This window comes from Marinobacter halotolerans (genome assembly GCF_008795985.1).
Classification (GTDB): domain Bacteria; phylum Pseudomonadota; class Gammaproteobacteria; order Pseudomonadales; family Oleiphilaceae; genus Marinobacter; species Marinobacter halotolerans.
Genome location: NZ_VMHP01000001.1, coordinates 2,080,621 through 2,104,828, shown reverse-complemented (window position 1 = coordinate 2,104,828; position 24,208 = coordinate 2,080,621). Strand labels below are relative to the sequence as shown.

20 protein-coding genes are annotated in these 24,208 nt (G+C 60.0%); 9 read left to right on the top strand and 11 right to left on the bottom strand.

Features of this window, described 5'->3' with window-relative positions:
• Positions 1-79 precede the first annotated feature (79 nt).
• Positions 80-313: a DUF2789 domain-containing protein gene (locus tag FPL19_RS09685; RefSeq protein WP_150912222.1), complete on the top strand. Its 234-nt coding sequence runs from the start codon at positions 80-82 to the stop codon at positions 311-313.
• On the opposite strand, the gene FPL19_RS09680 is transcribed toward FPL19_RS09685, so the two are convergent.
• The 7 genes from FPL19_RS09680 to FPL19_RS09650 form a co-directional block, all read right to left on the bottom strand.
• Positions 307-1,998, bottom strand: coding sequence for a GGDEF domain-containing protein (locus tag FPL19_RS09680; RefSeq protein ID WP_150912475.1), 1,692 nt, complete (start codon positions 1,996-1,998; stop codon positions 307-309). The two genes, FPL19_RS09685 and FPL19_RS09680, sit on opposite strands and share 7 nt — an antisense overlap.
• A gap of 32 nt (positions 1,999-2,030) precedes the next feature.
• Entirely contained in the window at positions 2,031-2,999 is a 969-nt protein-coding gene (gene xerC, locus FPL19_RS09675; RefSeq protein ID WP_150912221.1) for a tyrosine recombinase XerC, read from the bottom strand.
• A gap of 2 nt (positions 3,000-3,001) precedes the next feature.
• Positions 3,002-3,772: a DUF484 family protein gene (locus FPL19_RS09670; protein ID WP_150912220.1), complete on the bottom strand. Its 771-nt coding sequence runs from the start codon at positions 3,770-3,772 to the stop codon at positions 3,002-3,004.
• Positions 3,773-3,788: 16 nt separating this feature from the next.
• On the bottom strand, positions 3,789-4,745 hold the full coding sequence (dapF, locus tag FPL19_RS09665) for a diaminopimelate epimerase (RefSeq protein WP_150912219.1): 957 nt from the start codon (positions 4,743-4,745) through the stop codon (positions 3,789-3,791).
• A gap of 14 nt (positions 4,746-4,759) precedes the next feature.
• Positions 4,760-6,010, bottom strand: a complete 1,251-nt coding sequence (gene lysA, locus FPL19_RS09660) for a diaminopimelate decarboxylase (protein ID WP_150912218.1) — start codon at positions 6,008-6,010, stop codon at positions 4,760-4,762.
• Positions 6,011-6,060: 50 nt separating this feature from the next.
• Positions 6,061-6,225, bottom strand: coding sequence for an LPS translocon maturation chaperone LptM (gene lptM / locus FPL19_RS09655; RefSeq protein ID WP_150912217.1), 165 nt, complete (start codon positions 6,223-6,225; stop codon positions 6,061-6,063).
• Positions 6,226-6,300: 75 nt separating this feature from the next.
• On the bottom strand, positions 6,301-9,162 hold the full coding sequence (locus FPL19_RS09650; protein WP_150912216.1) for a class I adenylate cyclase: 2,862 nt from the start codon (positions 9,160-9,162) through the stop codon (positions 6,301-6,303).
• Between the two features lie 142 nt (positions 9,163-9,304).
• On the opposite strand from FPL19_RS09650, the gene FPL19_RS09645 reads away from it, so the two are divergent.
• On the top strand, positions 9,305-11,743 hold the full coding sequence (locus FPL19_RS09645) for an EAL domain-containing protein (RefSeq protein ID WP_150912215.1): 2,439 nt from the start codon (positions 9,305-9,307) through the stop codon (positions 11,741-11,743).
• A gap of 13 nt (positions 11,744-11,756) precedes the next feature.
• Here FPL19_RS09645 and argH read toward each other — a convergent pair whose 3' ends face one another.
• Entirely contained in the window at positions 11,757-13,148 is a 1,392-nt protein-coding gene (gene argH, locus FPL19_RS09640; RefSeq protein WP_150912214.1) for an argininosuccinate lyase, read from the bottom strand.
• A 45-nt stretch (positions 13,149-13,193) separates the two neighbouring features.
• On the opposite strand from argH, the gene FPL19_RS09635 reads away from it, so the two are divergent.
• The 6 genes from FPL19_RS09635 to FPL19_RS09610 all read left to right on the top strand — a co-directional run bounded on the left by FPL19_RS09635 (position 13,194) and on the right by FPL19_RS09610 (position 19,249).
• Positions 13,194-14,309, top strand: a complete 1,116-nt coding sequence (locus tag FPL19_RS09635) for a sensor histidine kinase (protein ID WP_150912213.1) — start codon at positions 13,194-13,196, stop codon at positions 14,307-14,309.
• 9 nt (positions 14,310-14,318) lie between these two features.
• Entirely contained in the window at positions 14,319-15,077 is a 759-nt protein-coding gene (locus tag FPL19_RS09630) for a LytR/AlgR family response regulator transcription factor (protein ID WP_150912212.1), read from the top strand.
• Positions 15,078-15,158: 81 nt separating this feature from the next.
• Positions 15,159-16,100, top strand: a complete 942-nt coding sequence (gene hemC, locus FPL19_RS09625; protein WP_150912211.1) for a hydroxymethylbilane synthase — start codon at positions 15,159-15,161, stop codon at positions 16,098-16,100.
• Entirely contained in the window at positions 16,081-16,887 is an 807-nt protein-coding gene (locus tag FPL19_RS09620) for a uroporphyrinogen-III synthase (RefSeq protein ID WP_150912210.1), read from the top strand. Before hemC ends, FPL19_RS09620 begins: the two co-directional genes overlap by 20 nt.
• Positions 16,888-16,889: 2 nt before the next feature.
• Positions 16,890-18,014: a uroporphyrinogen-III C-methyltransferase gene (locus FPL19_RS09615; protein ID WP_150912209.1), complete on the top strand. Its 1,125-nt coding sequence runs from the start codon at positions 16,890-16,892 to the stop codon at positions 18,012-18,014.
• Positions 18,011-19,249 carry a heme biosynthesis HemY N-terminal domain-containing protein gene (locus tag FPL19_RS09610; RefSeq protein ID WP_150912208.1) on the top strand — a complete coding sequence of 413 codons (1,239 nt, stop codon included), beginning with the start codon at positions 18,011-18,013 and terminating at the stop codon, positions 19,247-19,249. The genes FPL19_RS09615 and FPL19_RS09610 overlap by 4 nt, the downstream gene beginning before the upstream one ends.
• Here FPL19_RS09610 and FPL19_RS09605 read toward each other — a convergent pair.
• From FPL19_RS09605 to rho, 3 genes are all read right to left on the bottom strand, one after another.
• The gene (locus FPL19_RS09605; protein WP_150912474.1) at positions 19,246-20,250 is read right to left on the bottom strand and encodes a 2Fe-2S iron-sulfur cluster-binding protein; all 1,005 of its coding nucleotides are present in this window, start codon (positions 20,248-20,250) and stop codon (positions 19,246-19,248) included. The genes FPL19_RS09610 and FPL19_RS09605 overlap by 4 nt on opposite strands.
• 1 nt (position 20,251) lies before the next feature.
• Positions 20,252-21,739, bottom strand: coding sequence for a 4-hydroxy-3-polyprenylbenzoate decarboxylase (gene ubiD / locus FPL19_RS09600; RefSeq protein ID WP_150912207.1), 1,488 nt, complete (start codon positions 21,737-21,739; stop codon positions 20,252-20,254).
• Between the two features lie 241 nt (positions 21,740-21,980).
• The gene (rho, locus tag FPL19_RS09595) at positions 21,981-23,243 is read right to left on the bottom strand and encodes a transcription termination factor Rho (protein WP_150912206.1); all 1,263 of its coding nucleotides are present in this window, start codon (positions 23,241-23,243) and stop codon (positions 21,981-21,983) included.
• Between the two features lie 391 nt (positions 23,244-23,634).
• Here rho and moaB point away from each other — a divergent pair, with 391 nt between their 5' ends.
• Positions 23,635-24,207, top strand: coding sequence for a molybdenum cofactor biosynthesis protein B (gene moaB / locus FPL19_RS09590; protein WP_150912205.1), 573 nt, complete (start codon positions 23,635-23,637; stop codon positions 24,205-24,207).
• Position 24,208: the final 1 nt, after the last annotated feature.

The window sequence follows — 24,208 nt, the reverse complement described above, 5'->3', positions numbered from 1 at the left end:
ATCCTCATACGTTAGACTAGAGTTCTGGGAACGATACCGACTAAATTCACTGATTGCATGCAGGAGTCGTACAACCACCATGGATACAAGCAAACACACACTGGCTACCCTTTTCGAACAGCTTGGCATGCCCGCGGATGAGGCAAGCATCGAGAATTTCATCGCCAGACACTCGCCCCTGCCGGCGGAAATTGCCCTGCAGGATGCGCCCTTCTGGTCTGACGCCCAATCCAACTTCCTGGAGGAAGGCCTGGAAGACGACTCGGACTGGGCCGAAGTCATCGACGAACTGGACGCACTCATGCGTCACTGAGCCGGGCGAACCCCGATACAGACCTGATCGCGACCGGTTTCCTTGGCGTGATAGAGAGACCGGTCCGCACGGTCGAAAACCTCGTCCGGTTCATCATCCGTGTCAAAGCAGGCCACGCCAGCAGAGAAAGTCACCGAAACCGGTTCACCTCGAAAATGAAACGGCAGCGCCTGGATATGCCCTCGCAGGCCGTCGAGAACGGCTTTGGCAGCCTCAGCGGAAGTTTCCGGAAACAGCAATACAAACTCCTCTCCGCCGTACCGGGCAATGAAGTCGGTCTGGCGCAGGCGATCCTGTAGTGCCTTGGCCACCAACTGCAACACCCGATCGCCAGCCTTGTGGCCGTAGGAGTCATTGACCCGTTTGAACAGATCAATGTCCAGTACCGCCAGGGTAAGGGAGCTGCGATAGCGCCGCCAGCGCTGATATTCAATGTCGAGGCGGTCCTTCCAGGCTTCCCGGTTCGGCAATTGAGTCAGCACATCGGTCATTGCCCGCCGACGCTGTTCCCGCAGTTCGACTTTGACACTTTCCGCCTGGGTTTCCATGGCTGCAAGTTTTTCCTGCAAGGTACCCAACTGCTCGGCCAGATACTTTTCCCTTTCAGACTCTTTGGTTCGAAACCGCCCCACGGCCTCGCGAATAGAGGTCAGATGTCCGGAAACCGACGCCTTGAGTCCCTGAAAATCCTGGCTGGCCTCAACTTTCTGCCCGAACGCATCCAGCTCCTGCTGTATTTCCTGGTCCAGTTCGGCAGAGGCGCCAAGCCGGCCGGCCTGGGCGTTCTCCTGTTCCGCAAAATACTTTTTGAGCGTATCCAGGCGCTCGTCGAGCCTGCGCAAGAACGCTTCAAAGTCTCGCTGACTACGGGTGACAGCCGCAATGACCAACTCAGCAACGCCGCTTAGACCTTCTCTCAGTTCGCCCCAGTCATCACTGGACAGCAGGCTTTCCTGAAGGCGCCGCGCCCGGGCCTCCGAGGCCGGCTCCAGAACCACCTGTTCCAGTAGCTGGCCCAGAAGCTCGCCGACCCGACGCGCTATCCGCAAACGCTGGTCAGCCTCTTCACCACAGGGTGGTTCCAACTCAACGGGTGGCGCTTCAACACCGGTCGACGCTGCCGGTAATGCTGGCTCCCGACCCTCATCGTCACTGGCATCGCGATCAAACAGTCGCCCGAACAGGCCTTTTTGCGGAGAGCGCGCTGCCTGCCGGCCAGCGTCGCTGTCTATTCCGGCCTGCAGAGCAGAGGCAAAATCCACTAGCCACTCGTTGAAAGATGCACGGAAGGTTTCCGGTTTCCGGAGCCGCTTTTCAAGGTCTTTCAGGCGATCTTTGACAGGCCGGAACGCGCTGTGGTGGCGTAGGTCTGACAGCAGTTTTTCAAAGATGCTCCGCAGCCGTCTATCCGACTCCGACTTGCGATCATCCAGTCCTGACACGTTGCGATCAATGCGTTCCTGGAGTTGCTGCCAGCCACTGGTGTCGAGGTGGCCCTTGCGGATATCTTCCCTCAGCCGCGCCAGCAGTGTATCCAGCTCGGCGCTCTGTCCTTCCGACGCCAGGCTTGTGCGAACCAGCATGCGCAGTAGTAGGTTTTTCTCAGTATCCCAACGCGCCTGCTGCGCTTCGGTGGCTTCGAGTTCCCGGAGGTATTTGTCTTTCCAGGACGCATCCGATGACATCTGGGTCTCCTGCTGTCCGGCGGGCCTGTCATTCATATCTTGGTGTCATCTGATTTACGACCCCGGCGGGCGCGGGGATGGCTTTGATCGTAAACTTTGGCCAGATGCTGATAATCCAGATGAGTATAGATCTGGGTGGTACTGATGTCCGCGTGGCCAAGCAACTCCTGAACCGCGCGCAGATCACCACTGGATTCGAGCATATGGCTGGCAAACGAATGTCTCAGCAGGTGGGGGTGCAGCGTCTGGTCGGCACCGTTCTTTACTCCCCAGCGTCGCAGACGGGACTGGATACTACGGTTGCTCAGGCGCTCTCCGCGGCGGCTGACAAACAGGGCCCGCTCGCGCTCGTCAGCCAATGCGGGGCGCGCCGCAAGCCACTGCTCCAGGGCCTCAAGCGCGCGCCGACCGACTGGCAAAATACGTTCCTTACCGCCCTTACCCAGCACTCTTACTTCACCGCCCCGACGGTCAACCGATTCCAGATCCAGGCCAGCCAGTTCGGACAAACGCAGGCCCGATGAATAAAGCAGTTCGAACATGCTCAGATCCCGCGTTTCCAGCGGATCATCTGGACTGGCATCCAGAAGATGGCTCAACTGATCCACGTCCGCCACCCGGGGCAGTCTTCGGCCCGCTTTGGGTGCTCTTACATCCAGCACCGGATTGTCCGTAGCGAGATGCTCCCGCAGCAGGTAATCATAAAATCGACGAACGGCGGAAAGATGACGGGCAATGCTGCGCCCTCCGAGGCCGGCGCGACTGAGAACGGCGACATAACGCCGCAAGTCATGGGAGGTCATATCACGCCATTCCGAGCGCCCCTGCGACCCGGCGACCCAGTCGCCAAACCGGCGAATATCATCCTCATAGTTGGCGCAGGTATGACGGGAATGGCGTTTTTCGGAAGCCAGGTAGCGGATAAAACCCCGAAGCGGATCTGCAAGCGCGGCAGCGAGACCGGCTTCGGAATCGGACGGTACGCTACCCGAAAAAGACACGCTCAGCGCGACTCCGCAACCGAGTCCGCCAGGGGTGCGGCGGCGGTGTGCTGCCGGAGAATCGGGGGCAGCAGCCGACTCAGGGTATCGCTGATATAGGTCAGGAAAAGCGACCCCATGTTCTGGTCGAAGTAGCCGGCTTCGCAGCTTCCGACCGCGAACACGCCCACCAGTTCGTTGGCTCCGCCAGTGAGTTCATGGGCAGCACGCAGGGGCACCAGCGCCACCGAAGCGATGGGATCTTCCCGATCCGGAAACAGGAAACTGCGTTCGCTCTCACGGAACTGGCCGCAGACCGCACGGTCACCGTCCAACAGACCCCCGAGGCGCTTTCTGGCGTCGTCCGGAGACACCACATGCAGCGCCCCATGACCGTTGCCGGGCAGTTGATCGTCGGTAAACAGAATAATCGAGGCCGCATCCAGGCCGAAATCACCACGTATGCTGTCATCAACAGCCGCGGCCATATCATTGAGATTGCGCGCTTCAATCACCTGCATCAGCAAACGCTTGCTCTTCTCGAACAGGCGGTCGTTATGCCGTGCGATAGACAGCAGCTCGACCAATTCCTGGCGCAAGGTGTCGCGCTGCTCGCGGAACAGGTGAACCTGACGCTCCACCAACGAAATGGCCCTGCCGCTGTCGTGGGGCAAAGTCAGAGTGCGCAGCAGCTCGTCCTGATCCAGAAAAAAATCGGGATTCTCGCGAAGATACTCTGCAACCGTTTCCCGGCTGATCTCACCGGCCTTCTGGCGGGCCGTTTGTTCTGTCATGCTGATCTCCTGACGGTCACTGCCTTGAAGCGGCCGTCTGGCGGCCACGTTGTTGTCGGTTCTGGGCAGACTTGCCATCGCCTTGTCTGGGGCCTCTGCGCCGACGTGGCGACGGATCTCCGGGCAGTCGCAACTGGCCTTCGAACACACTGGTCGCGGACCCTTCCATCATAACAGGCGACCCCTCACCCTGCCATTCCACCACCAGGTGTCCACCCAGCAGCTCCACATCCACCCGGGCATCAAGCAATCCGCGCAGGCGCCCGGCAACCACCGCGGCACAGGCGCCGCTGCCGCAGGCGAGCGTTTCACCGGCACCGCGCTCGAATACCCGCAGCCTCACGTGGCGGCGGTCCAGAATCTGGAGAAAACCAATGTTCGCGCGGGCGGGAAAACGCGGGTGGTTTTCCAGCCTGGGCCCCAGCTCCGCCACCGGAGCCGTATCTACGTTGTCCACCAGCAGAACGCCATGGGGGTTACCCATGGAGATCGCGCTCAGCTCGACGGTTTCGCCACCTACTTGCACGGTGTACAGCTCTTTGCGCTGGTCCGCGGCGAAGGGGATTGCCGGCGGGTTCAGCTCGGGCACGCCCATATCGACCGTTACCAGACCACCCTTGCCAATACGCAGTTCGATAACGCCCTTGGCGGTCTGCACGCGGATAATCTTCTTGTTGGTCAGCCGCTGATCCCGCACAAAACGGGCAAAGCAACGGGCACCATTGCCACACTGCTCGACTTCTGAGCCGTCGCTGTTGAAAATCCGGTAGCGGAAATCCACGTCGGGCAGGCCCGGGGGCTCCACCACCAGCAACTGGTCAAAGCCCACGCCAAAATTGCGGTTTGCCAGTTCCCGGATGGACTCTGCGCTCAGGCGGAACGGCTGGCTGATGGCATCCACCACCATGAAATCATTGCCCAGACCGTGCATCTTGGTGAAGCTCAGAAGCGAGCCGCGTCGTGACTGATTCATTTCCGGCTCCCCACTCATAACGGCAGGCAGCTTTCGGGTGCAAGCTGCTCGTCGAGGGTTTCGCGTCGGCGCACCACGTGTACATCCTGTCCGTCCACCATCAGTTCCGGTGGGCGGTTACGGGTGTTGTAGTTGGAACTCATGACAAAACCATAGGCGCCAGCGGAGCGCACCGCCAGCAGATCGTCGGCCTTTAGCCGCAGCGGGCGATCCTTGCCAAGGAAATCACCGGTTTCACACACCGGCCCCACCAGATCCCACTGTTTTTCGTCCACATCATTGCGGGGACGGACTGGAACAATCGACTGCCAGGCGCTGTAAAGCGCCGGGCGGATAAGATCGTTCATGGCAGCGTCGATAATGGCGAAATTACGGTGCTCGGTGCACTTCAGAAATTCCACCCGGGTCAGCAGAATACCGGCGTTGGCGGCGATGGACCTGCCCGGCTCCATAATCAGCTCCAGCTTACGGTCTCCCAGGCGTTCCGCCAGGGCCGTTACATAGTCCGATGGCTGGGGCGGCTGTTCCTGATCGTAGGTGACACCCAGGCCGCCGCCCATGTCCAGATGCCGTATCACAATCTGCTTTTCCGCCAGCGCATCAATCAGCACTAACACCCGATCGAGGGCATCCAGAAACGGCGCAACCGTAGTCAGCTGCGACCCGATATGACAGTCAACACCCTGAATATCCAGGTTCGGCAGAGTCGCTGCGCGCTGGTATACCGCGGGCGCCTCGGCGATGTCGATGCCGAACTTGTTTTCCTTGAGCCCTGTAGAGATATAGGGATGGGTACCCGCGTCCACATCCGGATTCACCCGCAGGGAGATTGGCGCTTTCACACCCAGCTCGCCAGCCACTTCGTTCAGACGGTCCAGCTCGGTATCCGATTCCACGTTGAAACAGCGAACCCCCGCTTCCAGTGCCCGGCGCATTTCCCAGCGTTGCTTGCCCACGCCGGAAAAAACCACCCTTGACGGTTCGCCACCGGCGCGAATGACTCGCTCCAGCTCGCCGGCGGAAACAATATCGAAGCCCGCGCCCAGGCGAGCCAGCACGTTCAGAACCGCCAGGTTACTGTTGGCTTTGACGGCGTAACACACCAGGTGGGGTCGCCCGGCCAGGGCATCGTCATAGGCCCGGTAATGTCGCTCCAGCGTCGCACGGGAATAGACATAGGCAGGCGTGCCGAACCTGTCAGCGATGTCCGCAACAGGAACGTCTTCGGCATAGAGCTCGCCGTCGCGGTAATTGAAATGATCCATGGGGCTCTCTGATATTTTCCGGGCTGTCGGTTTTCGGGTGCTACCAGGCACTACTGATCAGCGGCGCTCTCACGATCGGCCTGTTTTTCCGGCATGGTCGCGTTCTCCGCACCGGTCTGGTCGGATGCTGGCAGGTAGAGCGGACCTTTCTGCCCACAACCGGCAAGACCCGCAGCCATCACCAGAAACACCATCGTGATCAGTCCTGCTTTCATGTCCGCAGCCCCAATGAGTTTCGATAGACCCAGTATACCTGAGTGAAGCCCCGCCCGGCGAGACACCGCGGTGGCTCACTCCATCAGATAGCGGTTCAGGGATTCCTCAAGCACGGCACGGTAGTAAAGATACTGGATAGTCTGGATATCCTGCTGATAAACCTGAGGGTCCAGGTCATGGGGAAGGTGAACGTCCGTCAGATACACCGGGTAGGCTTCGTTGCCGCCACGCAGGGAACGGATGTAGTGGGCCACGGCCGGAATCAGCTGGTCTCCATACTCCTGAACCGTGAACTCCTGATCGGCGCAGAAAATGTCGAAGCGAACCCGGGCACCGCCTTCCTGAACGCCCACAGCCTGAACCTCCAGTCCGGACAGAGACAGTCCCTGCCGACTGGCGTCCGGGCGGGGCTCGGCCCGCCACTGCCCTTCCATCGGCGTCAGTTCGTAGCAGCGCACACCCGTTGGCCCCGCCATAACATCAAGCTGACGCAGCTGTTTACGCTCCAGCAGATTTTCAAGGAATCGCAACAGGGGCACCAGCAGGTAACGCCTGGAACTGAAGGCCTGCTGCCAGGAAAACACTCCCCCCAGCTCGTCCACCGCCCAGAGCTGAGCCCTGTCACCGGTGATTCGGTAGAAGATCTGGACATTGGACGGCTCGGCGGCGTGGCACACTATCCGGAGTTGTGGGTCGTCGGTCATCGCGTAGTGATCGAAAACCACCGGCAGATAACCTTCCTGGGGTCGCGCCAGGCACTCCAGCAGGGCGGATTTGCTGTCCACGGCGATAAAACCGGGCTCGGTGCCGTTGAAACTGAGCAGAAAATACCGCCGGTCCATCTCGATAACATACCGCAACGGGTGTGGCCCGGTACCCCCGGCAAAAAACGATCGCATCACCCCGGTAAAAAGCTCCTGCACCCGGCGGGCAATAGCGGCACCGTGACCGGCGCTGTGACAGTGCACCTGAATCTCCGGCAGCTGATCTGGCGCCGCGGCCACAGAGGCCAGAATATTCTTCAGACACTGGATGAGCGTATCGCCGGCGGCGTAGTGCTGAAGACTGACCTCATGCCAACTGTTGTAGGTCACCTGATCAATGGTGATCACCAGGTTTTCGCGGCCGCCACTGAATCCGAGGGAATCATGCCGGGCGCTGAGTTTGTGCAGGCCCCGCTCGGTCAGATGGGCCTGGGGGTCAACACCGACGTTCACGAACAGCAGATGGCGCAGGGGTCGAACACCGCGGGCGAGGGCTTCCCGGGAGACCGGCTCCACCGGCATGGGCAGACAGCCCGCCAGCGCGTCCAGCATATCCCTGAGCTCAGCCACCGAGGCATTGCTGGTGCCGCTGCGCACATTCAACCGTGTGCTGCGGGTCAGCAAGCCATTACAGAAACACCACACCATCAACTCAGTAAGGTTGCCGGAACGGCGGATCACCGGCTGCCAGAAGGCATCCGAGGGGTCTTCAAGATCCCGGTAAAGGAGCCACCCGCCCTGAGACGAACCATCCCCCTGCTCGGACTGGTGATGAAACGACAGGTTCTCCTCCGCCAGGGAGGGCGCCAGGCCCGGGTTGATCAATTCGATCTTCCCGGCCTTGCGCTGGAATGCCGCGTAAAGCTTTCGCCCCAGCAGGTTCATGTCGTTGTCGCTGATTGCTGCCTGGCTGCCGTGTTCACGGGCCAGCCGGGAAAGCAATCGGTAGCTGTGGGTTAGTTCTGCAACCACCTGACGGCGCAGCGACATGACATCTTCCGCCCGCCAGCGGGCGCGGTTGTCCAGTACATGCAGATCGTCCTCTGACCATTGCCACCGGCCCACCAGCGAATCCAGCAAAGCCGCGCGCCAGCCTGCACTGGCACGATTAACCCGGGTCAGCGGCAGCCCCGACTTCAGATAAAGACTCTGTCGAACGAGGCCCAGGCGGTCTTCCGCGCCGCTTTCAGCCAGCCATTGCTCCAGCCTCTCATACAACAGCATGTAGGGGTCCAGCCGATTGGCGTCGGTAACACCAGAAAACACCGCCTGCTTGAACACCCGGGACAGCAGCGGCCGGTCTTCTCCCATGGCGTAACACTCAATCAGCAACAACTTGAGCAATGCTTTCCAGGGCGCATCGATGCCCTTATAGAGCTGCCAGACCCCCGCCCCAAGGAATTCTTCCCGGGGGATTGAAGGCACCGCGCCGAAGTCGATGTATTCGTCCGCCCGGATAAACCGGCACTCCACCAGTTGCCGGACGCGCTCGTCGTAGCGGTGTTCGTCCTCCGGTGGCACCAGCCACCAGAGCGGATAGCGTCCGCCAAGATGGATGCCGGTTCGATAGAACTCGTCCAGCAGCAGATAATGCTGGGCACTGCCACAGTTTTCTCCGGTCACTTCGGTACCCTGGCGTCCCTCCCGGAATTCCGCGGCACAGAACACGAACACGTGAAGCTCCACACCCAGGCTCTGGGCCCATTCGCCCAGCCGCGAGGCTTTTCGCTCCAGACAAGCCACACCCCGGGTGCTCAGATCCGCCCGGTGACAGAGCCAGACGTCCAGATCGCTGGCTACCGAATGCCCGAGCGTGCCGGGACTTCCCATTAGAAACATTGCCTCCAGATCCGGTCGCCTCCGACCCTCATCTTTCAGACTGAAGGTGCGCGCCAGGCGTCGCGCGGTGTTCAGCACATCGTCGGAAGGCCGATAATGGCTAAGCCCGTAGGGACAGTGAGCGTCGGCGTAACCGGGCAGCGAGGGGTGATTGAGGTGGAATACCAGCGGCAGAATCTCGAGAACCATCTGCTGGCGATAAGTAAGCGCCGACCTTGCCCGATCCCAGCGCTGGAGGTTGATTCCCATGAACCGGTCCCGCAACCTGCGCAGCGTTTTGCGATCTATACCTTCATCAAAATCAAGGTCAATCCGGGCAGTCTGGACGGTCACTTTGGCTCCGGGGGAGAGGTTCTTTCAGTCTTTATTATGAGTATGATGACCGAATCGTGGCAAAACCGACAAAAAAATAAAAGCGGGACGCAGGTGACACACCCACCTGACCCGCCGTGGACATGGCGGAGGTTCTCCTTCTGTGAAAGAATTTTTTATTCGTCGCAACCCCTCAGAGAAGTCACCGGACAGCGAACGCCGGACCCTGATCCGGGTAAACGACGACGGCGAGATTGTCTCGGCGGACAGCCATAGCGACAGCGTTCTGGGGTACGAAAGCGGCGAACTGGAGGGCAAAAAAGTCCAGAAGATTCTGGCTGCGCGGCAGGACGACCCCTTCGCTCCCGCCCACCGCCAGAAGCTGGAAAATGGCGAGTCAGTGCTGATCACCTTCCGCCACAAGGAAGGCTTTTTCTTCACCGCCGCCCTCGGCCTGAGCGTCAATATCAACGATTCCGACCAGGCCGCCAGCGCGCAGATCAGCCAGCGCAACCATACCCCGATCGACCATCGTCTGATGCGCCTGGCCGAGAGCTCCGCCGGCTTTGGCGTCTGGGAGCTGGACATACTCAGCAATGAAGTCACCTGGACCGAAGGCCTGTATCACCTGCTGGAGCTCCGCCCCGGCAGCCGGATAACGCCTGAACAGGCCATGTTCTACTGCCAGGAAAGCCAGAGCCGGATTCGCGCCTCGATCCGTCGCTGTATCCGCACAGGGCAGCCATTCTCCATTCCGGTAGCGCTGGCAACCGCACGCCAGAATATACGCCGGGTCCGGCTGACTGGGCGGGCCCTGAAATCCGGTGACCGGGTCAAATCCGTGGGTGGCACAATGGTGGACCGCACTCATGAATACCACCGCGTGCTTGACCGCGAACAGGCCGACAGGCTGCTGAACGCCACCATAAGCGCCACCGACGACCTGGTTCTGGCGGTGGACCGGGACCTCAACTTCCTGCGCTTCAACCAACCGTTTGGCCACAAGTTCCAACAGATCTTCAATAAAACGCCCAAACCCGGCGACAACCTCAGCACGCTGCTTGCGGATTTTCCCAACGAAAGACGACTGAGTGAACGCTTGTGGCGCCGTGCCTTCGAGCGCGACGGCTACGTGGTGGAATTGCCCCTGTCGGCGAACAATGAGCGGCTACCCCTGTATGAGATTCACTACCAGCGCCTGGAAAATGGCAACGGTGAAGTCACCGGTGCCGTTCAGGTAGCCCGCGATATCAGCGACCGCGTGCAGCACGCAACCTCCGGCGAGCATCACCTCGAGCATGATCCCACTACCGGCCTGATGAACCGCAAAGCGTTTTTGTGTCGGCTCAAACGATCATTACAACAAAAGGCCCGCCGTGACGGCGCGGACAGCCTGCTGTATCTGGACCTGGACAGCTTTGAAAACTTCAACGAAATGGCTGGCCAGGGCGTTGGCGACCGTTACCTGCGGGAGCTGGCCAGCAACCTGGGGGTAAAAGTGCGACAGCGGGATGCGCTGGCGCGACTGTCTGGCAACACCTTCGCACTGCTGATCGAGAACTGCCCGGACGCGCGAGCCCGCAAGATTGCCGATGATATTCTGGAAATGATCCGCAACTTCGTTTTCAGCTGGCAGGGCAGCCAACTTCAGACCACCGCCAGCGGCGGCCTTCTCTTCATGGGCGGCAGCACCCCGTCTGACCCGGAGCAGTTGCTGACCCAGGCGGCGGATCTCTGCCACACCGCCAAGACCTCCGGCCGCAACCGGATTCATGCCGCCCCTGCGCTTCAGCAGGACATGGACGAGGGCACAACCAACCGTCTGGTTGAGCGGATCCAGAAAGCGCTGGAGCAGAACGGGCTGATTCTGGAGTACCAGGCCATGAGACCCGTTGCCAGCGTTACCTGGGGCGACCACATCGAAATTCTGGCGCGCATTCCTGGCGATGGTGAACCTGCTCTTCAGCCCCACCAGTTTCTGCCTGTTGCGGAGCGCTTTGACCTGTCAAAACGGCTGGACCGCCAGGTAATCCGCGAAACTCTGGCCTGGCTGGGACGACAGCGCTTGCTGGAACCCAGACTCAAGTACTGCGGCTTTAACCTGTCACTGGCCAGCGTACTGGACGACCGATTCGCGGATTTCATGGCGGAGGTGCTGAAAGGCTCGCCCTATGCTCCGGAGGTATTCTGCCTGGAAATTCGCGAAGACCACGCCACCCAGTACCCGGATGAGGTGGCCGTGCTGTGCGACACCCTGCATTCGGTAGGCTGCCGGGTGGCGCTGGAAGGCGCTGGCGCCTCGGTGGAAAGCTATCGGCTTGCAGCCAGGCTGCCGGTGGACATCATCAAGCTGGACCACAAGATCATGGAGCATCTGAACGATGACCCGGTGCAGCAGGTAATGGTGGAAGCCCTGCACAAGATTGCGGAGGCCGCCGGTAAAGCGACCGTCGCCACCTTTATTGAGGACGACGACACGCTCAGAAAGGTCAGAACCCTGGGCGTTCATTACGGCCAGGGCTTCCGCCTTTCCCGACCCAGACCGCTGGAAGAGCTGAAGCCGGCTGAAGTCGCGCTTACCACCGGCAAGATCGGCGGCTGATCACCCAGGGCAGCTATCGCCCCTTTCGGGCCCGGGCCACGGCCGCGAGCACCTGCTCGGGCGCCGTGCCGCCCAGGTGATTGCGGGCCTGCACCGAGCCGTCCAGCGTCAGCACGTCAAACACGTCCTCGCCGATGACATCGGAGAATCGCGCCAACTCGTCTGTGGTCATTTCCGACAGGTCCCGGCCTTCGGCCACACCAAAGGCCACCGCCTTGCCCACAATCTCGTGCGCGTCCCGGAAGGCCACGCCTTTCTTGACCAGGTAATCGGCCAGGTCGGTTGCCGTCGAGAAGCCCCGCTTGGCGGCCACGCGCATGTTATCGGCTTTCGCTTCAATGGCGGGAATCATGTCGGCGTAGGCCTTGAGGCAGCCCTTGACGGTATCCACAGTATCGAACAGCGGCTCCTTGTCTTCCTGATTGTCCTTGTTGTAGGCCAGAGGCTGGCTTTTCATCAGGGTCAGCAGGCTGACCAGGTGGCCGTTCACCCGGCCAGTCTTGCCACGCACCAGCTCCGGCACATCCGGGTTCTTTTTCTGGGGCATGATGGAGGAGCCGGTGCAGAAGCGATCCGGCAGGTCGATAAAATCGAACTGGGCCGATGTCCACAGCACCAGTTCCTCGCTGAAGCGCGACAGGTGGGTCATCAAAAGGGCGGCAAAGCTGCAGAACTCAATGGCAAAATCCCGGTCGCTGACGGAATCCAGCGAATTCTCGCTGGGCCGGTCAAAGCCCAGCAGTCCGGCAGTAATGCTACGGTCAATCGGATAGGTGGTGCCAGCCAGCGCCGCCGCACCCAGCGGCATCACGTTCACCCGCTTGCGGCAGTCCTGCAGGCGCTCGGCATCGCGCACCAACATTTCATACCAGGCCAGCAGATGGTGGCCGAAGGTGACCGGCTGGGCAGTCTGCAGGTGGGTAAAACCGGGCATGATGGTGGCTGCTTCCCGCTCCGCCAGATCCAGCAGGCCGCTTTGCAGGCGATTCAATTCCTCAGCGATCACGTCGATCTCGTCCCGCAGGTACAGGCGGATATCCGTGGCTACCTGGTCATTGCGGCTGCGCCCGGTGTGGAGTTTCTTGCCGGTGATACCGATGCGGTCGGTCAGGCGTGCCTCGATGTTCATGTGGACGTCTTCCAGACTGACAGACCACTGGAACCGGCCCGCCTCGATGTCTTCCCTGACGCCCTTAAGACCTTCAATGATGGTGTCACGCTCCTCATCCGTCAGCACACCCACCCGGGCCAGCATGGTGGCATGGGCAACAGAGCCGGTAATGTCGTGATGGTAAAGCCGCTGGTCAAAGCCCACGGAGGCTGTGAAACGCTCAACGAAAGCATCGGTGGGTTCTGTGAATCGACCGCCCCAGGGTTTCTCGGCGCTCTTGTTCTGATCCGTCATGGTCTATCTTTCCTGCTGACAGCCCGGCATTATTCGGCGGGAGCAATGAATGAAACAAGGCGGGATTATAGCATTGTGCAGCAGGCCAGAGAACGCGCTCTTCCCCTTCCCCGTGTAGGCGATGGTGATTTTTACATTCCGGATCTTTGCCGGGTGCGATCGGTATTCATGCTGGTGGTTACCGGCGAGTTGCTGTCGCTGGTACTGGCCGTGGTCCAGGCCGATGAACGCTGGATCGAGTGGAACTATTTCGGTTTGCTGTCGCTTTTCGTGCAGTGGACACTGCTAACCAGCGCCGCCGGCATCTGCCTTCTAAGGCGCTGGCTTGCCCGCCAGACCGTACCGCTGGCAACCGCAATCGTGGTGCTGATTGTATTATTCGATGTTCTGGTCTTCAGCCTTTTTGCCGACGGCATTATCAATCCGGCGCAGTCGGACAGGCCCTGGCAGGGCGTGGCCAAGAACCTGCTGCTCTCCCTGCTGATCACACTCATGGTTCTGCGCTATTTCTACCTGCAGTTCCAGTGGCAGCAACAACAGGAAGCCGAAATGCAGGCCCGCCTGACTGCCCTGCAGGCGCGCATTCATCCACACTTTCTTTTCAACAGCATGAACACCATCGCCAGCCTGATCAGCGTTAACCCGGAACGGGCCGAAGATGCGGTTCTGGACCTGTCGGAACTGTTCCGAGCCAGCCTGAGGGCCGATGATCGGCTGATCCCCCTGGCCTCGGAGCTGGATCTTTGCCGGCGCTATCTGGCCATCGAGCAGCTGCGACTGGGCGACCGGTTATCCCTGGACTGGCAGATCGAGGAGGGGCTGGATCAGCAGGCCATTCCTCCCTTGACCCTCCAGCCACTGGTTGAGAACGCCATCTACCACGGCATACAGCCGCGGCCTGAAGGTGGCATCGTACGTATCGAGGCCTATCGCAAGGGGGAGTCTGTCTACTTGATGGTGCAGAATCCCCGACCCACGGAAGACCAGCGCACCCACCAGGGCAACCGCATGGCCCTGGCCAATATCCAGTCCCGCCTGCAGGCGCTGTTCGGCGAACCGGCGATCCTGAAACACAGCCACCAGAATGATATCTATACTGTCACCATGCGCCTGCCCTGGCAGAAGACAGGCGACCGACGAAACCCCGCTGGCAAAAGGTAAAACCAGCGTATGTCCGAGACACACAGCCGCAGCGTACTGATCGCCGACGATGAACCCCTGGCAAGGCAACGTATCAGCCGACTGGTCGAGGCGATGCCGGGCTACCATGTCTGTGGCGAGGCCGCGGACGGCCATGAAGTGCTGAAGCAGATTGCGGCACTCGGCCCGGACCTGCTGCTACTGGATATCCGCATGCCAGGCATGGACGGAATGGACGCGGCGGAACGCATTGCCCAGCTGGACGCGCCGCCGGCGGTGATTTTCTGCACCGCCTACGACCATTACGCCATTCAGGCCTTTGATGTTCACGCCATCGCCTACCTGCTCAAACCCGTCCGTCGGGAGGCACTGGCCGAGGCCCTGAGCCGGGCAGGCCGGGTCAACCGTGTGCAGCTGCAAAGCCTGAGCAGCCGGGTAGAGCCCGCCGACGAGCAGCTTGCAATACGCACCCATCGGGGCACCGAGCTGATCGACCTCAATGCCATCGTCTGCTGCCAGGCGGACCAGAAATACGTCACCCTTCATCACGCCGGGGGCGAAACCGTCACCGATTTCACCCTCAAGGAACTGGAGAGCAATCACCCTTCGCATTTTCTGAGGATTCACCGGCAAACGCTTGTCGGCACCCGCTACATCCGCGGGCTGATACGCCAGCGGGACGGCCAGCACGCCGTTGAGCTGAGCGGAGACCTGGGACAGCTACCGGTCAGCCGGAGGCACACCGCCCAGGTTCGACAATGGCTCGAGGAGCAGTCAGCGAGCCCCTGAATTCGACGGTGCCCGGCTCCACAAATCCCCCGACAAAGAGTACCCTTGTCAGACATTTTTCAAGACGCGGTATCAGGCAACATGACAAACCGAACCCTTCGCATCGCAACCCGCAGCAGTGCCCTGGCCCTGTGGCAGGCGGAATTCATCAAAGCCGAACTGGAACGCCTGAACGATGGGGTGACCGTTGAACTGGTCAAGATCAAGACCCAGGGCGACAAGATTCTGGACGTGCCCCTGGCTAAAATCGGCGGCAAGGCCCTGTTCGTCAAGGAACTGGAAGAAGCTATGATGGACGGGCGGGCCGACCTGGCGGTGCATTCCATGAAAGACGTGCCCATGGAACTTCCCGAAGGCCTGGGACTGGTGGCCATCTGTGAGCGGGAAGACCCTACCGACGCGTTTGTGAGCAACGATTTCGACAATGTGGATGCCCTGCCCCACGGGGCCATTGTGGGCACCGCCAGCCTGCGACGGGAAGCCCAGTTAAGGGCTTATCGCCCGGACCTCGAGATTCGCAACCTGCGGGGTAACGTCAACAGCCGGCTGGCCAAACTGGACGCCGGCGACTACCACGCCATTGTGCTGGCCAGCTCCGGTCTCAAGCGTCTGGGCTTTCACCACCGTATCCGCTACGGCCTGCCGGATTCCATTTCTCTACCCGCGGTCGGCCAGGGCGCGCTGGGTATCGAGTGCCGCCTTGATGACCAGGAACTGATCGATATGCTAACGCAGCTGGACCATGTCGACAGTTCGGACCGAGTAAAAGCGGAACGCGCCCTGAACCGCCGCCTGGAAGGGGGATGCCAGGTGCCCATTGCTGCTTATGCCCTGCTGGAAGATAACGACACCATCTGGCTTCGCGGGCTGGTGGGGGCGGTCGACGGCACCCAGGTGTTCCGCGTGGAAGGTCGAGCGCCCCGCAAAGACGGCGAGAAGCTGGGCCGGGAACTGGCCGAAGACCTGCTTGCCATGGGAGCGGACAAGGTACTGGCCGAGATCTATGGTCACACCCCCACCTGATGCGCTGAAAGGCCGACGGGTTCTCGTCTGCCGACCCAGGCCCGAGGCAGAGCGCCTGGCCGGGGCTTTTGCTGAGGCCGGGGCCGAGGTCCGCGTTCTGCCCATGCTGGAGCGGGAACCGATCACCGACGATCCGGCCATTCGCACACAGATTCTGAATATCGACGAATTCGGCCACGTTATTGCCGTCAGCCCCTATGCCGCGGGGCTTCTTGTAGACTGGCTCGATACCTGGTGGCCACAAACCCCCAGCGGGATTGTGTGGTACGGGGTTGGCGCCGGCACCGCCGCCGTGCTGTCCGCTTACCATCTTGATACCCGTCAGCCGGAACACGGGTACACCAGCGAGGCGCTGCTGGAACTGCCGGAACTGTCCCGACTGGAGCACGAGAAAGTGCTGATTGTACGGGGTGAGGAAGGACGGGACCTGTTACCGGACACACTGCGGGCCAGAGGCGCCCGGGTCACTCTATTGCCCCTGTATCGCCGCTTTGCCCCGGAACATGATGCAGCTGCCCTGAAGCACAGCATCACCGGCTTTAACCCTGAGGTTGTGGTCACACTGTCGGGAGAAACATTGAACAATCTCATTTCACTCGGTAACAATACCGGCCATAATCTTAAAAATTGTTTAATGGTTGTCCCGGTGGAGCGCATTGCCGATCAGGCTCGCAAAGCCGGATTGCGGTACACCTGCGTACCTGAAAGCCTTGCCGACCATGCCATTGTGGCGGCCGTTGCAGACCAACTGGCCAGCCTTGACGCAAGCCCCGGAAATACCAAGTAAGGATGCCCGTGACTGAATCAAACGCCCAACTGCCTGCCACAATCAACCACGCCCCCTCCAAACCACGACGGCTATGGCTGCTCTGGATACTGGCCCTGCTGACCTTTATCGCCGTTGTTGCGCTGGCCCTGTGGAACTGGCAACAGTGGAATAATGCCCAGGCTCTGCAGCAGTCCGTGGCCAATCTCAAGCAGGAAACCTCCCAGCTGGACCAGCTTTACGGCAAGACCGGCGATCAGCGCAGCCAGCGCCTGCAGGCTCTGGAAAACAAACTGGCCAGCCAGCGAGAGCTGATCGCCACCCAGCAGCGGCAGATTGATCACAATGCCCGGGAATTGCTGGAGGCCGGCAATCGCACCCGCACCGACTGGTTGCTGGCCGAGGCGGAATATCTGCTGCGCATTGCCAACCAGCGTCTGATGATCGAAAAGGACATTCGCGGCGCGCTGGCCGCCCTGCAGGCCGCCGATGAGGTACTCCGGGAATCCGACGACATTGGCGTGTATCCGGTCCGTGAACAGCTGGCAAAAGAAATACTGAAGCTCAAGGAGCTGACGACTGTGGACCGCACCGGGCTCTACCTGACCCTGGAAGCGGCCATCGACAGCATTCATGAACTGACCGACAACGCCCTGGCCAGTGACCGGATGGCCAGCACCCTGGAGCAGTCCGGTACGGATTCCGGATCGACGTCGGACGCCAGCACCAACTGGTGGATCGAGGCCTGGAACAAGGTCAAGTCGACCCTGTCGCGAGTAGTGGTTGTGCGGCGTCTGGACGAACCGGTCAAACCACTGTTGTCGCCGGAACAAAGCGCCTACGCCCGTCTCAATCTCCAGCTGATGCTTGAAGAAGCAGAGCTTGCGGTGTTGCGAGGTCATCAGGAGCTCTATACTCGATCGCTGATCAAGGCCAGCAACGCCATCGAGACCTGGTACGACAGCACCAATCCGAAGATCATTGCCCTGTCCGAGACACTGGAAGGCCTGGCCGATGAAAATATCGACCCGGAACTGCCGGACATCAGTCAATCTCTTCAGCTGTTGAAATCCCGTCTTGCCGGGCGCCTTAGCACCGAGGGAGAGGGCAACAACGGCAGCAACAGCACCGAGGGGGATAACTCATGATCCGCCTGCTGCTGATCATCCTCATTGCCCTGCTGCTTGGAGTGGGCCTGGCCATCGGGCTGCAGTACGACCTGGGCTACATCCGCATCAGCCTGGGCAACATACTCATCGAAACCAACTTCTGGGTGGGGCTGGCGTTGCTGATCCTGCTGGTCGGTGCGCTGGTCACCGGCATCAGTCTGCTGCGCCGCATGCGCCAGGGATCGGGCGTGGTGGCCGGATGGCTGGCCCGGGGTCATGAGCGGCGTGCACGGCGCCGCACGACCCAGGGCCTGCTGGCGCTTGCAGAGGGCAACTGGCCACGGGCGCGCAAGCTGCTGGTCTCTTCCGCTGAGCACGCCGATACGCCACTGATCAACTATCTGGCGGCGGCCCAGGCCTCCTTCGAAACCGGCGACCACGACGCAGTGGACGATCTGCTGCGCCGCGCCTTCGAGAGCACTCCGGGCTCCGATATGGCTGTGGGCATTACCCAGGCTCAGCTGCAACTGGCGGGCAATCGTCAGGAACAGGCGCTGGCAACCCTGCTTCGATTGCGCAAGCAGGCCCCTCATCATCCGTTTGTGCTCAAGCTGCTGAAAAACGCCTATGTGAAACTGGAGGACTGGCGGGAGCTATCGCGGCTGCTACCGGAAATCCGCAAGCGCAACCTGATTGATCCGGAAGAACAGGGCAGCCTGGAACGCCTGGTCTGGCAGAAACTGCTCCAGCGCGCTGCTGACGACTGCCGCCGCCAGGTGGAAACCGGTTCGCCCAGCCTTGAGCCACTCACACGCCTGTGGGACGAGCTGCCGGGATTCCTGCGCCGGGACGAGCACACGATTCGCGAATACGCCCGTCTGCTCGCGGAACTTGGGGATGAAGAGCAGTCCGAAACCCTGATCCGAAAGGTGCTGCGCAATCACTGGAGTGACGAACTGGTCAATCTCTACGGGCGGATCAAGGGGCCCAAGCCCGAAGAGCAGCTATTGGTCGCCGAGCAGTGGCTGAAGGACCGACCCAACAACGCGGAGCTGTTACTGGCGCTGGGGCGTCTTAGCCTACGGAACGAGTTATGGGGCAAGGCGAGAGAGTATTTTGAAACCAGCCTGAAAATGCGCCGCAGCCGTGAAACCATGGCCGAGCTCAGCCGCCTGAACGCCCATATGGGTGAGGGTGAAAACAGTGTACGGCTGTTGATGCAGGGGTTGGTGAAGGATAGCGGGCTGCCGGATCTGCCCATGCCCAAGGCCTAGCCCCGGGGAGCGTATTCCAGAACATCGGAGAAAAACGCTTCCTGCGGCAGGCCCGCCTCGACCAGCGCATCCATCAGGGTATACACCATGGTGGGCGAGCCGCTGGCGTGAACTTCCACATTTTTCCAGTCCATGCCCGAGGCCAGAACGGTGCGAACCAACTGGTCATGATGCCCGGCCCAATCGTTGTCCTCGTCATCGCCCACCACCTGCTTGAAGGTGAAAGGTTCCCACTCTTCCTGCCATTTCTGGGCCAGGGATTTCAGGTACATGTCCTCGTGGCGGCGCACCCCCCAATAAAGGCGGACAGGCTTGTCGAAACGGGTTTCCCGCAGGTAGTCCACCAGGCTCTTCATCTGGGCAAAACCGGTTCCCGCCGCCACCAGCAGCAGGGGTTTATCCGGAATACTGGCCAGGCAGGCACGACCATTGGGCAGCTCGACGGTAACGTCTTCCCCCGAGGTCAGGGCATTGATCACCTTCTGGGCAGACACCCAATCAGGCGTCGCCTGAATATGCAGCTCAATCAGCTCCGCAGACGGGCTGCTGGCGATGGAAAAGTAGCAGGGATCTTCACCCGGCAGGTTGACCGACAGGTACTGACCAGCATGAAAAGACAGCTCGCGGCGGCGCGGCAGTTGCAGCTCCACCAGGTAGACATCGTGGCTGATGGAGCGAACGTCCACCACCTTCGCCTGGAACTTGCGGGGCTGGTTGTTTCCGGATGCCATAACGGCGTCTGTCTCCAGTGTCAGGTCACTGAGCGCGATGGTGAGGCACATCATCAGTCGCCCGGTGACGGGAATGATTTGTTGATTGCGGGTATTCAACGCTTTGCCGCTGCCGAGGCGGGCTTCACATAGCTCGCAAACACCGTTTCGGCAGGCTGCCGGAACCGCAATACCGGCACCGTTGGCAGCGCTTAGCAGCGTTTGCTCCCTTGCCGACTCAAAACAGAGTTCGGCAGGAACAATGGTGATACGAAACCCGGCCTCCGCCATATCACTCGGGGCGGCCGGTGGAAAGATCAAGCCCCAGGCTGTCCCAGAGGTCATCAACCCGTTGTTTGACGTCGTCAGACATGGCGATGGCTGTACCCCACTCCCGATCTGTCTCGCCGGGCCACTTACTGGTGGCGTCCATTCCCATTTTCGAACCCAGGCCGGACACCGGCGATGCGAAGTCCAGATAATCGATGGGCGTATTTTCCACCAGGGTGGTATCCCGGCTTGGGTCCATCCGGGTGGTCATGGCCCAGATCACATCTTCCCAGTTACGGGCATCCACGTCGTCGTCGGTCACGATGACAAACTTGGTGTACATGAACTGTCGCAGGAACGACCATACACCCATCATCACACGCTTGGCATGGCCCGGGTACTGTTTCTTCATGGTCACCACTGCCATGCGGTAGGAGCAACCCTCCGGTGGCAGGTAGAAATCGACAATCTCGGGAAACTGCTTCTGCAGAATGGGAATAAAAACTTCGTTCAGCGCTACGCCCAGAATCGCCGGCTCATCCGGCGGACGCCCGGTGTAGGTGCTGTGGTAGATGGGGTCGCGCCGATGAGTAACCCGCTCCACGGTGAATACCGGAAAGTGGTCCACTTCGTTGTAGTAACCGGTGTGATCGCCGAAAGGGCCTTCCGGCGCCATATCATCGGGATAGATAAACCCTTCCAGCACAATCTCCGCGCTGGCCGGCACCTGTAGATCGCTAAGCTCACACTGTACCAACTCGGTCCGACTGCCCCGTAACAGGCCCGCAAAGGCGTATTCCGACAGGCTATCCGGAACCGGCGTCACCGCCCCCAGAATGGTCGCGGGATCCGCACCCAGCGCTACAGCGACGGGATAGGGCTTTCCGGGGTTCTGTTTCTGGAACTCCTGAAAATCCAGCGCACCGCCACGATGGCTGAGCCAGCGCATGATCAGCCGGTTACGACCAATCAGCTGCTGCCGATAGATCCCCAGATTCTGCCGTTCCTTGTTGGGGCCGCGGGTAATCACCAGTGGCCAGGTCACCAGGGGCCCGGCATCCCCCGGCCAGCAGTGCTGGACCGGAATTTTATACAGATCCACCTGATCCTTGTCGTAAACCACTTCCTGGCAGGGCGCCGACCGCAGCACCTTGGGACTCATCTTCATGACTTTCCGAAAGATCGGAAACTTTTCGATGGCGTCCTTGAATCCCTTGGGCGGGTCCGGCTCCTTCAGAAACGCCAACAGCTTGCCAATGTCCCGCAGCGCCGTGACGTTGTCATGCCCCATACCCATGGCAACCCGTTTGGGAGTACCAAACAGGTTGGCCAGCACCGGCATGTCGTAACCTTTGGGGTTTTCAAACAACAACGCAGGCCCACCTGCCCGCAAAGTGCGGTCGCAGATTTCGGTCATTTCCAGGTGGGGATCGACTTCCACTGAAATTCGCTTCAGCTCGCCCAGCTTTTCAAGCTGGTCTATGAAGTCACGAAGGTCGTTGTATTTCATGTTTTGCTCCGTTCAATGCGTGGCAATACTACGGAGATAGGCAGCAGCTGGACTGCTTAACAGAAAGTCTAAAAACGGATGCGCGCACAAAGTCTGAACGGCGAAGCCGGGGAGAGCATCCCCGGACCGTGCATTGCCAGGGATGGCAATGCCGAGCCCCCAGGGATGGGTTCACGGCGTGTCCGGGGAGGCTCATTCCCGGCTTCGACCGCCCCCAAGCACTGAGGCGCTGAGCTACGAACTAACGACGCTTCATAGACTGGAAGAATTCGTCGTTAGTCTTGGTTTCCTTGAGCTTATCCAGCAGGAATTCGATGGCCGCAGTGTCGTCTTCCATGGAGTGGAGAAGCTTGCGCAGAATCCAGATGCGCTGGATATCCGCCTCACTCATCAGCAGATCCTCACGGCGCGTGCCGGAGCTGCGGATATTGATCGCCGGGTAGACACGCTTCTCGGCAATCTTGCGATCCAGATGGATTTCCATGTTGCCGGTGCCTTTGAATTCCTCGTAGATCACCTCGTCCATCTTCGAGCCGGTGTTCACCAGTGCCGTCGCCAGGATCGTCAGGCTTCCGCCTTCTTCCACGTTACGGGCCGCGCCGAAGAAACGTTTGGGCTTCTCCAGGGCGTGGGCATCAACACCACCGGTCAATACTTTGCCGGAAGAAGGAATCACAGTGTTGTAGGCTCGAGCCAGACGGGTAATGGAATCCAGCAGGATCACCACATCCTTCTTGTGCTCAACCAGACGCTTTGCCTTCTCGATGACCATTTCCGCTACCTGAACGTGACGGGCCGGCGGCTCATCAAAGGTGGAAGCAATTACCTCGCCGCGCACCGTGCGCTGCATTTCGGTCACTTCTTCCGGACGTTCGTCAATCAGCAGCACCATCACGTGGCACTCCGGATTGTTGCGGGTAATGGACTGGGCGATGCTCTGCATCAGTAGCGTCTTACCGGCCTTGGGCGGAGAGACAATCAGACCACGCTGACCTTTACCGATCGGAGAAACCAGATCCAGCACTCTTGAGGACAGATCCTCAGTGCTGCCATTGCCCGCCTCGAGCATCAGGCGCTCGTCGGGGAACAAGGGGGTCAGGTTCTCAAACAGAATCTTGTTACGGGCGTTATCCGGTTTATCGAAGTTGATCTCGCTGACTTTCAGCAGCGCGAAATAACGCTCGCCGTCTTTCGGCGGCCGTATCTTGCCCGCGACCGTGTCACCGGTGCGAAGGTTGAAACGGCGAATCTGGCTGGGGGAGACATAAATGTCGTCCGGCCCGGCCAGGTAGGATGCGTCAGCGGAACGCAGAAAGCCGAAGCCATCCTGCAGAATTTCCAGTACGCCGTCGCCGTGAATGTCTTCGCCGCTTTTAGCATGCTTCTTCAGGATGGTGAAGATCACATCCTGCTTGCGCGAACGAGCCAGGTTATCGAGGCCCATCTCTTGCGCAATATCGAGCAATTCGGGCATGGAATTCTGCTTGAGTTCAGTAAGATTCATAGGTTATTAGATTGTCAGGAATGGAAGTAAACGATCATTGGAATGACAGGAAAGCCCGCGAGCATATTGTTCGGGTACACGTTTGAACTAGGTGCTGGCCAGATGGAGCAACCGGTGGAGATAGAATCCGGAAAGTACTGAAGCCAGAGACAGGAAGAACAACCGTTCGCCGGGCAACAGCGATAATCAGCTACCTTCAGCACCAATGTCAAGTGAAGTTGGGCAGTTTTGAACCAATTTCCGGTTTTCCACCTATAGATGTTTCCGGGCAGGCCGGATTTATCGCCCCGGGGGTGTCTGTGACCTGCCTCCAAAGGGTTACTCCCCTTCCATTTAACATCGCCGATACGGATACTGGCTCTATGACCTTTTCTGACATTGGAGCACACCCATGAGCAGTAACATCACCAGCGAGCTGAAGCCCCTCAGTGTTGGCCTGTTAACCGTATCCGACAGCCGTGGCGTGGCAGAAGACACGTCCGGCCAGTTTCTGGAAAACAGCGTGATCGAAGCGGGCCACAAACTGGTTGCACGGCGAATACTGCCAGATGATGTCTACCTGGTGCGGGCACTGATATCTGCCTGGGTCGCGGATCCGGAGATCAACATTGTTATCATCACCGGCGGCACCGGCTTTCACGAACGCGACAGCACGCCGGAGGCACTTATCCCACTGTTTGACAAGAGCATCGAAGGTTTTGGTGAGGAGTTCCGCCGCCTGTCTGCCGCTGAAATCGGCTCTTCCACCATTCAGTCCCGAGCCTTTGCCGGGCTGGCCAACCACACCATGATTTTCTGTCTGCCCGGATCCACCGGCGCCTGCCGTACCGGCTGGAACGGTATTCTTAGCAGCCAGCTGGACAGCCGACACGCACCGTGCAATTTCTCAGCCCTGGCCCTGCGCAAGCCCGACAAGCCCGTTAACCGGATCAACCAGCCCATCGGCGAACGGGCGGAGCGGTAAG

What these genes read in the sequence shown, in the direction of transcription:
- FPL19_RS09680 (WP_150912475.1), bottom strand. Translation starts at nt 1,998, where the DNA reads ATGTCATCGGATGCGTCCTGGAAAGACAAATACCTCCGGGAACTCGAA.
- dapF (WP_150912219.1), bottom strand. Translation starts at nt 4,745, where the DNA reads ATGAATCAGTCACGACGCGGCTCGCTTCTGAGCTTCACCAAGATGCAC.
- FPL19_RS09670 (WP_150912220.1), bottom strand. Translation starts at nt 3,772, where the DNA reads ATGACAGAACAAACGGCCCGCCAGAAGGCCGGTGAGATCAGCCGGGAA.
- FPL19_RS09610 (WP_150912208.1), top strand. Translation starts at nt 18,011, where the DNA reads ATGATCCGCCTGCTGCTGATCATCCTCATTGCCCTGCTGCTTGGAGTG.
- moaB (WP_150912205.1), top strand. Translation starts at nt 23,635, where the DNA reads ATGAGCAGTAACATCACCAGCGAGCTGAAGCCCCTCAGTGTTGGCCTG.
- FPL19_RS09635 (WP_150912213.1), top strand. Translation starts at nt 13,194, where the DNA reads ATGAATGAAACAAGGCGGGATTATAGCATTGTGCAGCAGGCCAGAGAA.
- FPL19_RS09620 (WP_150912210.1), top strand. Translation starts at nt 16,081, where the DNA reads ATGGTCACACCCCCACCTGATGCGCTGAAAGGCCGACGGGTTCTCGTC.
- ubiD (WP_150912207.1), bottom strand. Translation starts at nt 21,739, where the DNA reads ATGAAATACAACGACCTTCGTGACTTCATAGACCAGCTTGAAAAGCTG.
- rho (WP_150912206.1), bottom strand. Translation starts at nt 23,243, where the DNA reads ATGAATCTTACTGAACTCAAGCAGAATTCCATGCCCGAATTGCTCGAT.
- FPL19_RS09630 (WP_150912212.1), top strand. Translation starts at nt 14,319, where the DNA reads ATGTCCGAGACACACAGCCGCAGCGTACTGATCGCCGACGATGAACCC.
- FPL19_RS09685 (WP_150912222.1), top strand. Translation starts at nt 80, where the DNA reads ATGGATACAAGCAAACACACACTGGCTACCCTTTTCGAACAGCTTGGC.
- lptM (WP_150912217.1), bottom strand. Translation starts at nt 6,225, where the DNA reads ATGAAAGCAGGACTGATCACGATGGTGTTTCTGGTGATGGCTGCGGGT.
- hemC (WP_150912211.1), top strand. Translation starts at nt 15,159, where the DNA reads ATGACAAACCGAACCCTTCGCATCGCAACCCGCAGCAGTGCCCTGGCC.
- FPL19_RS09615 (WP_150912209.1), top strand. Translation starts at nt 16,890, where the DNA reads ATGCCCGTGACTGAATCAAACGCCCAACTGCCTGCCACAATCAACCAC.
- lysA (WP_150912218.1), bottom strand. Translation starts at nt 6,010, where the DNA reads ATGGATCATTTCAATTACCGCGACGGCGAGCTCTATGCCGAAGACGTT.
- FPL19_RS09605 (WP_150912474.1), bottom strand. Translation starts at nt 20,250, where the DNA reads ATGGCGGAGGCCGGGTTTCGTATCACCATTGTTCCTGCCGAACTCTGT.
- argH (WP_150912214.1), bottom strand. Translation starts at nt 13,148, where the DNA reads ATGACGGATCAGAACAAGAGCGCCGAGAAACCCTGGGGCGGTCGATTC.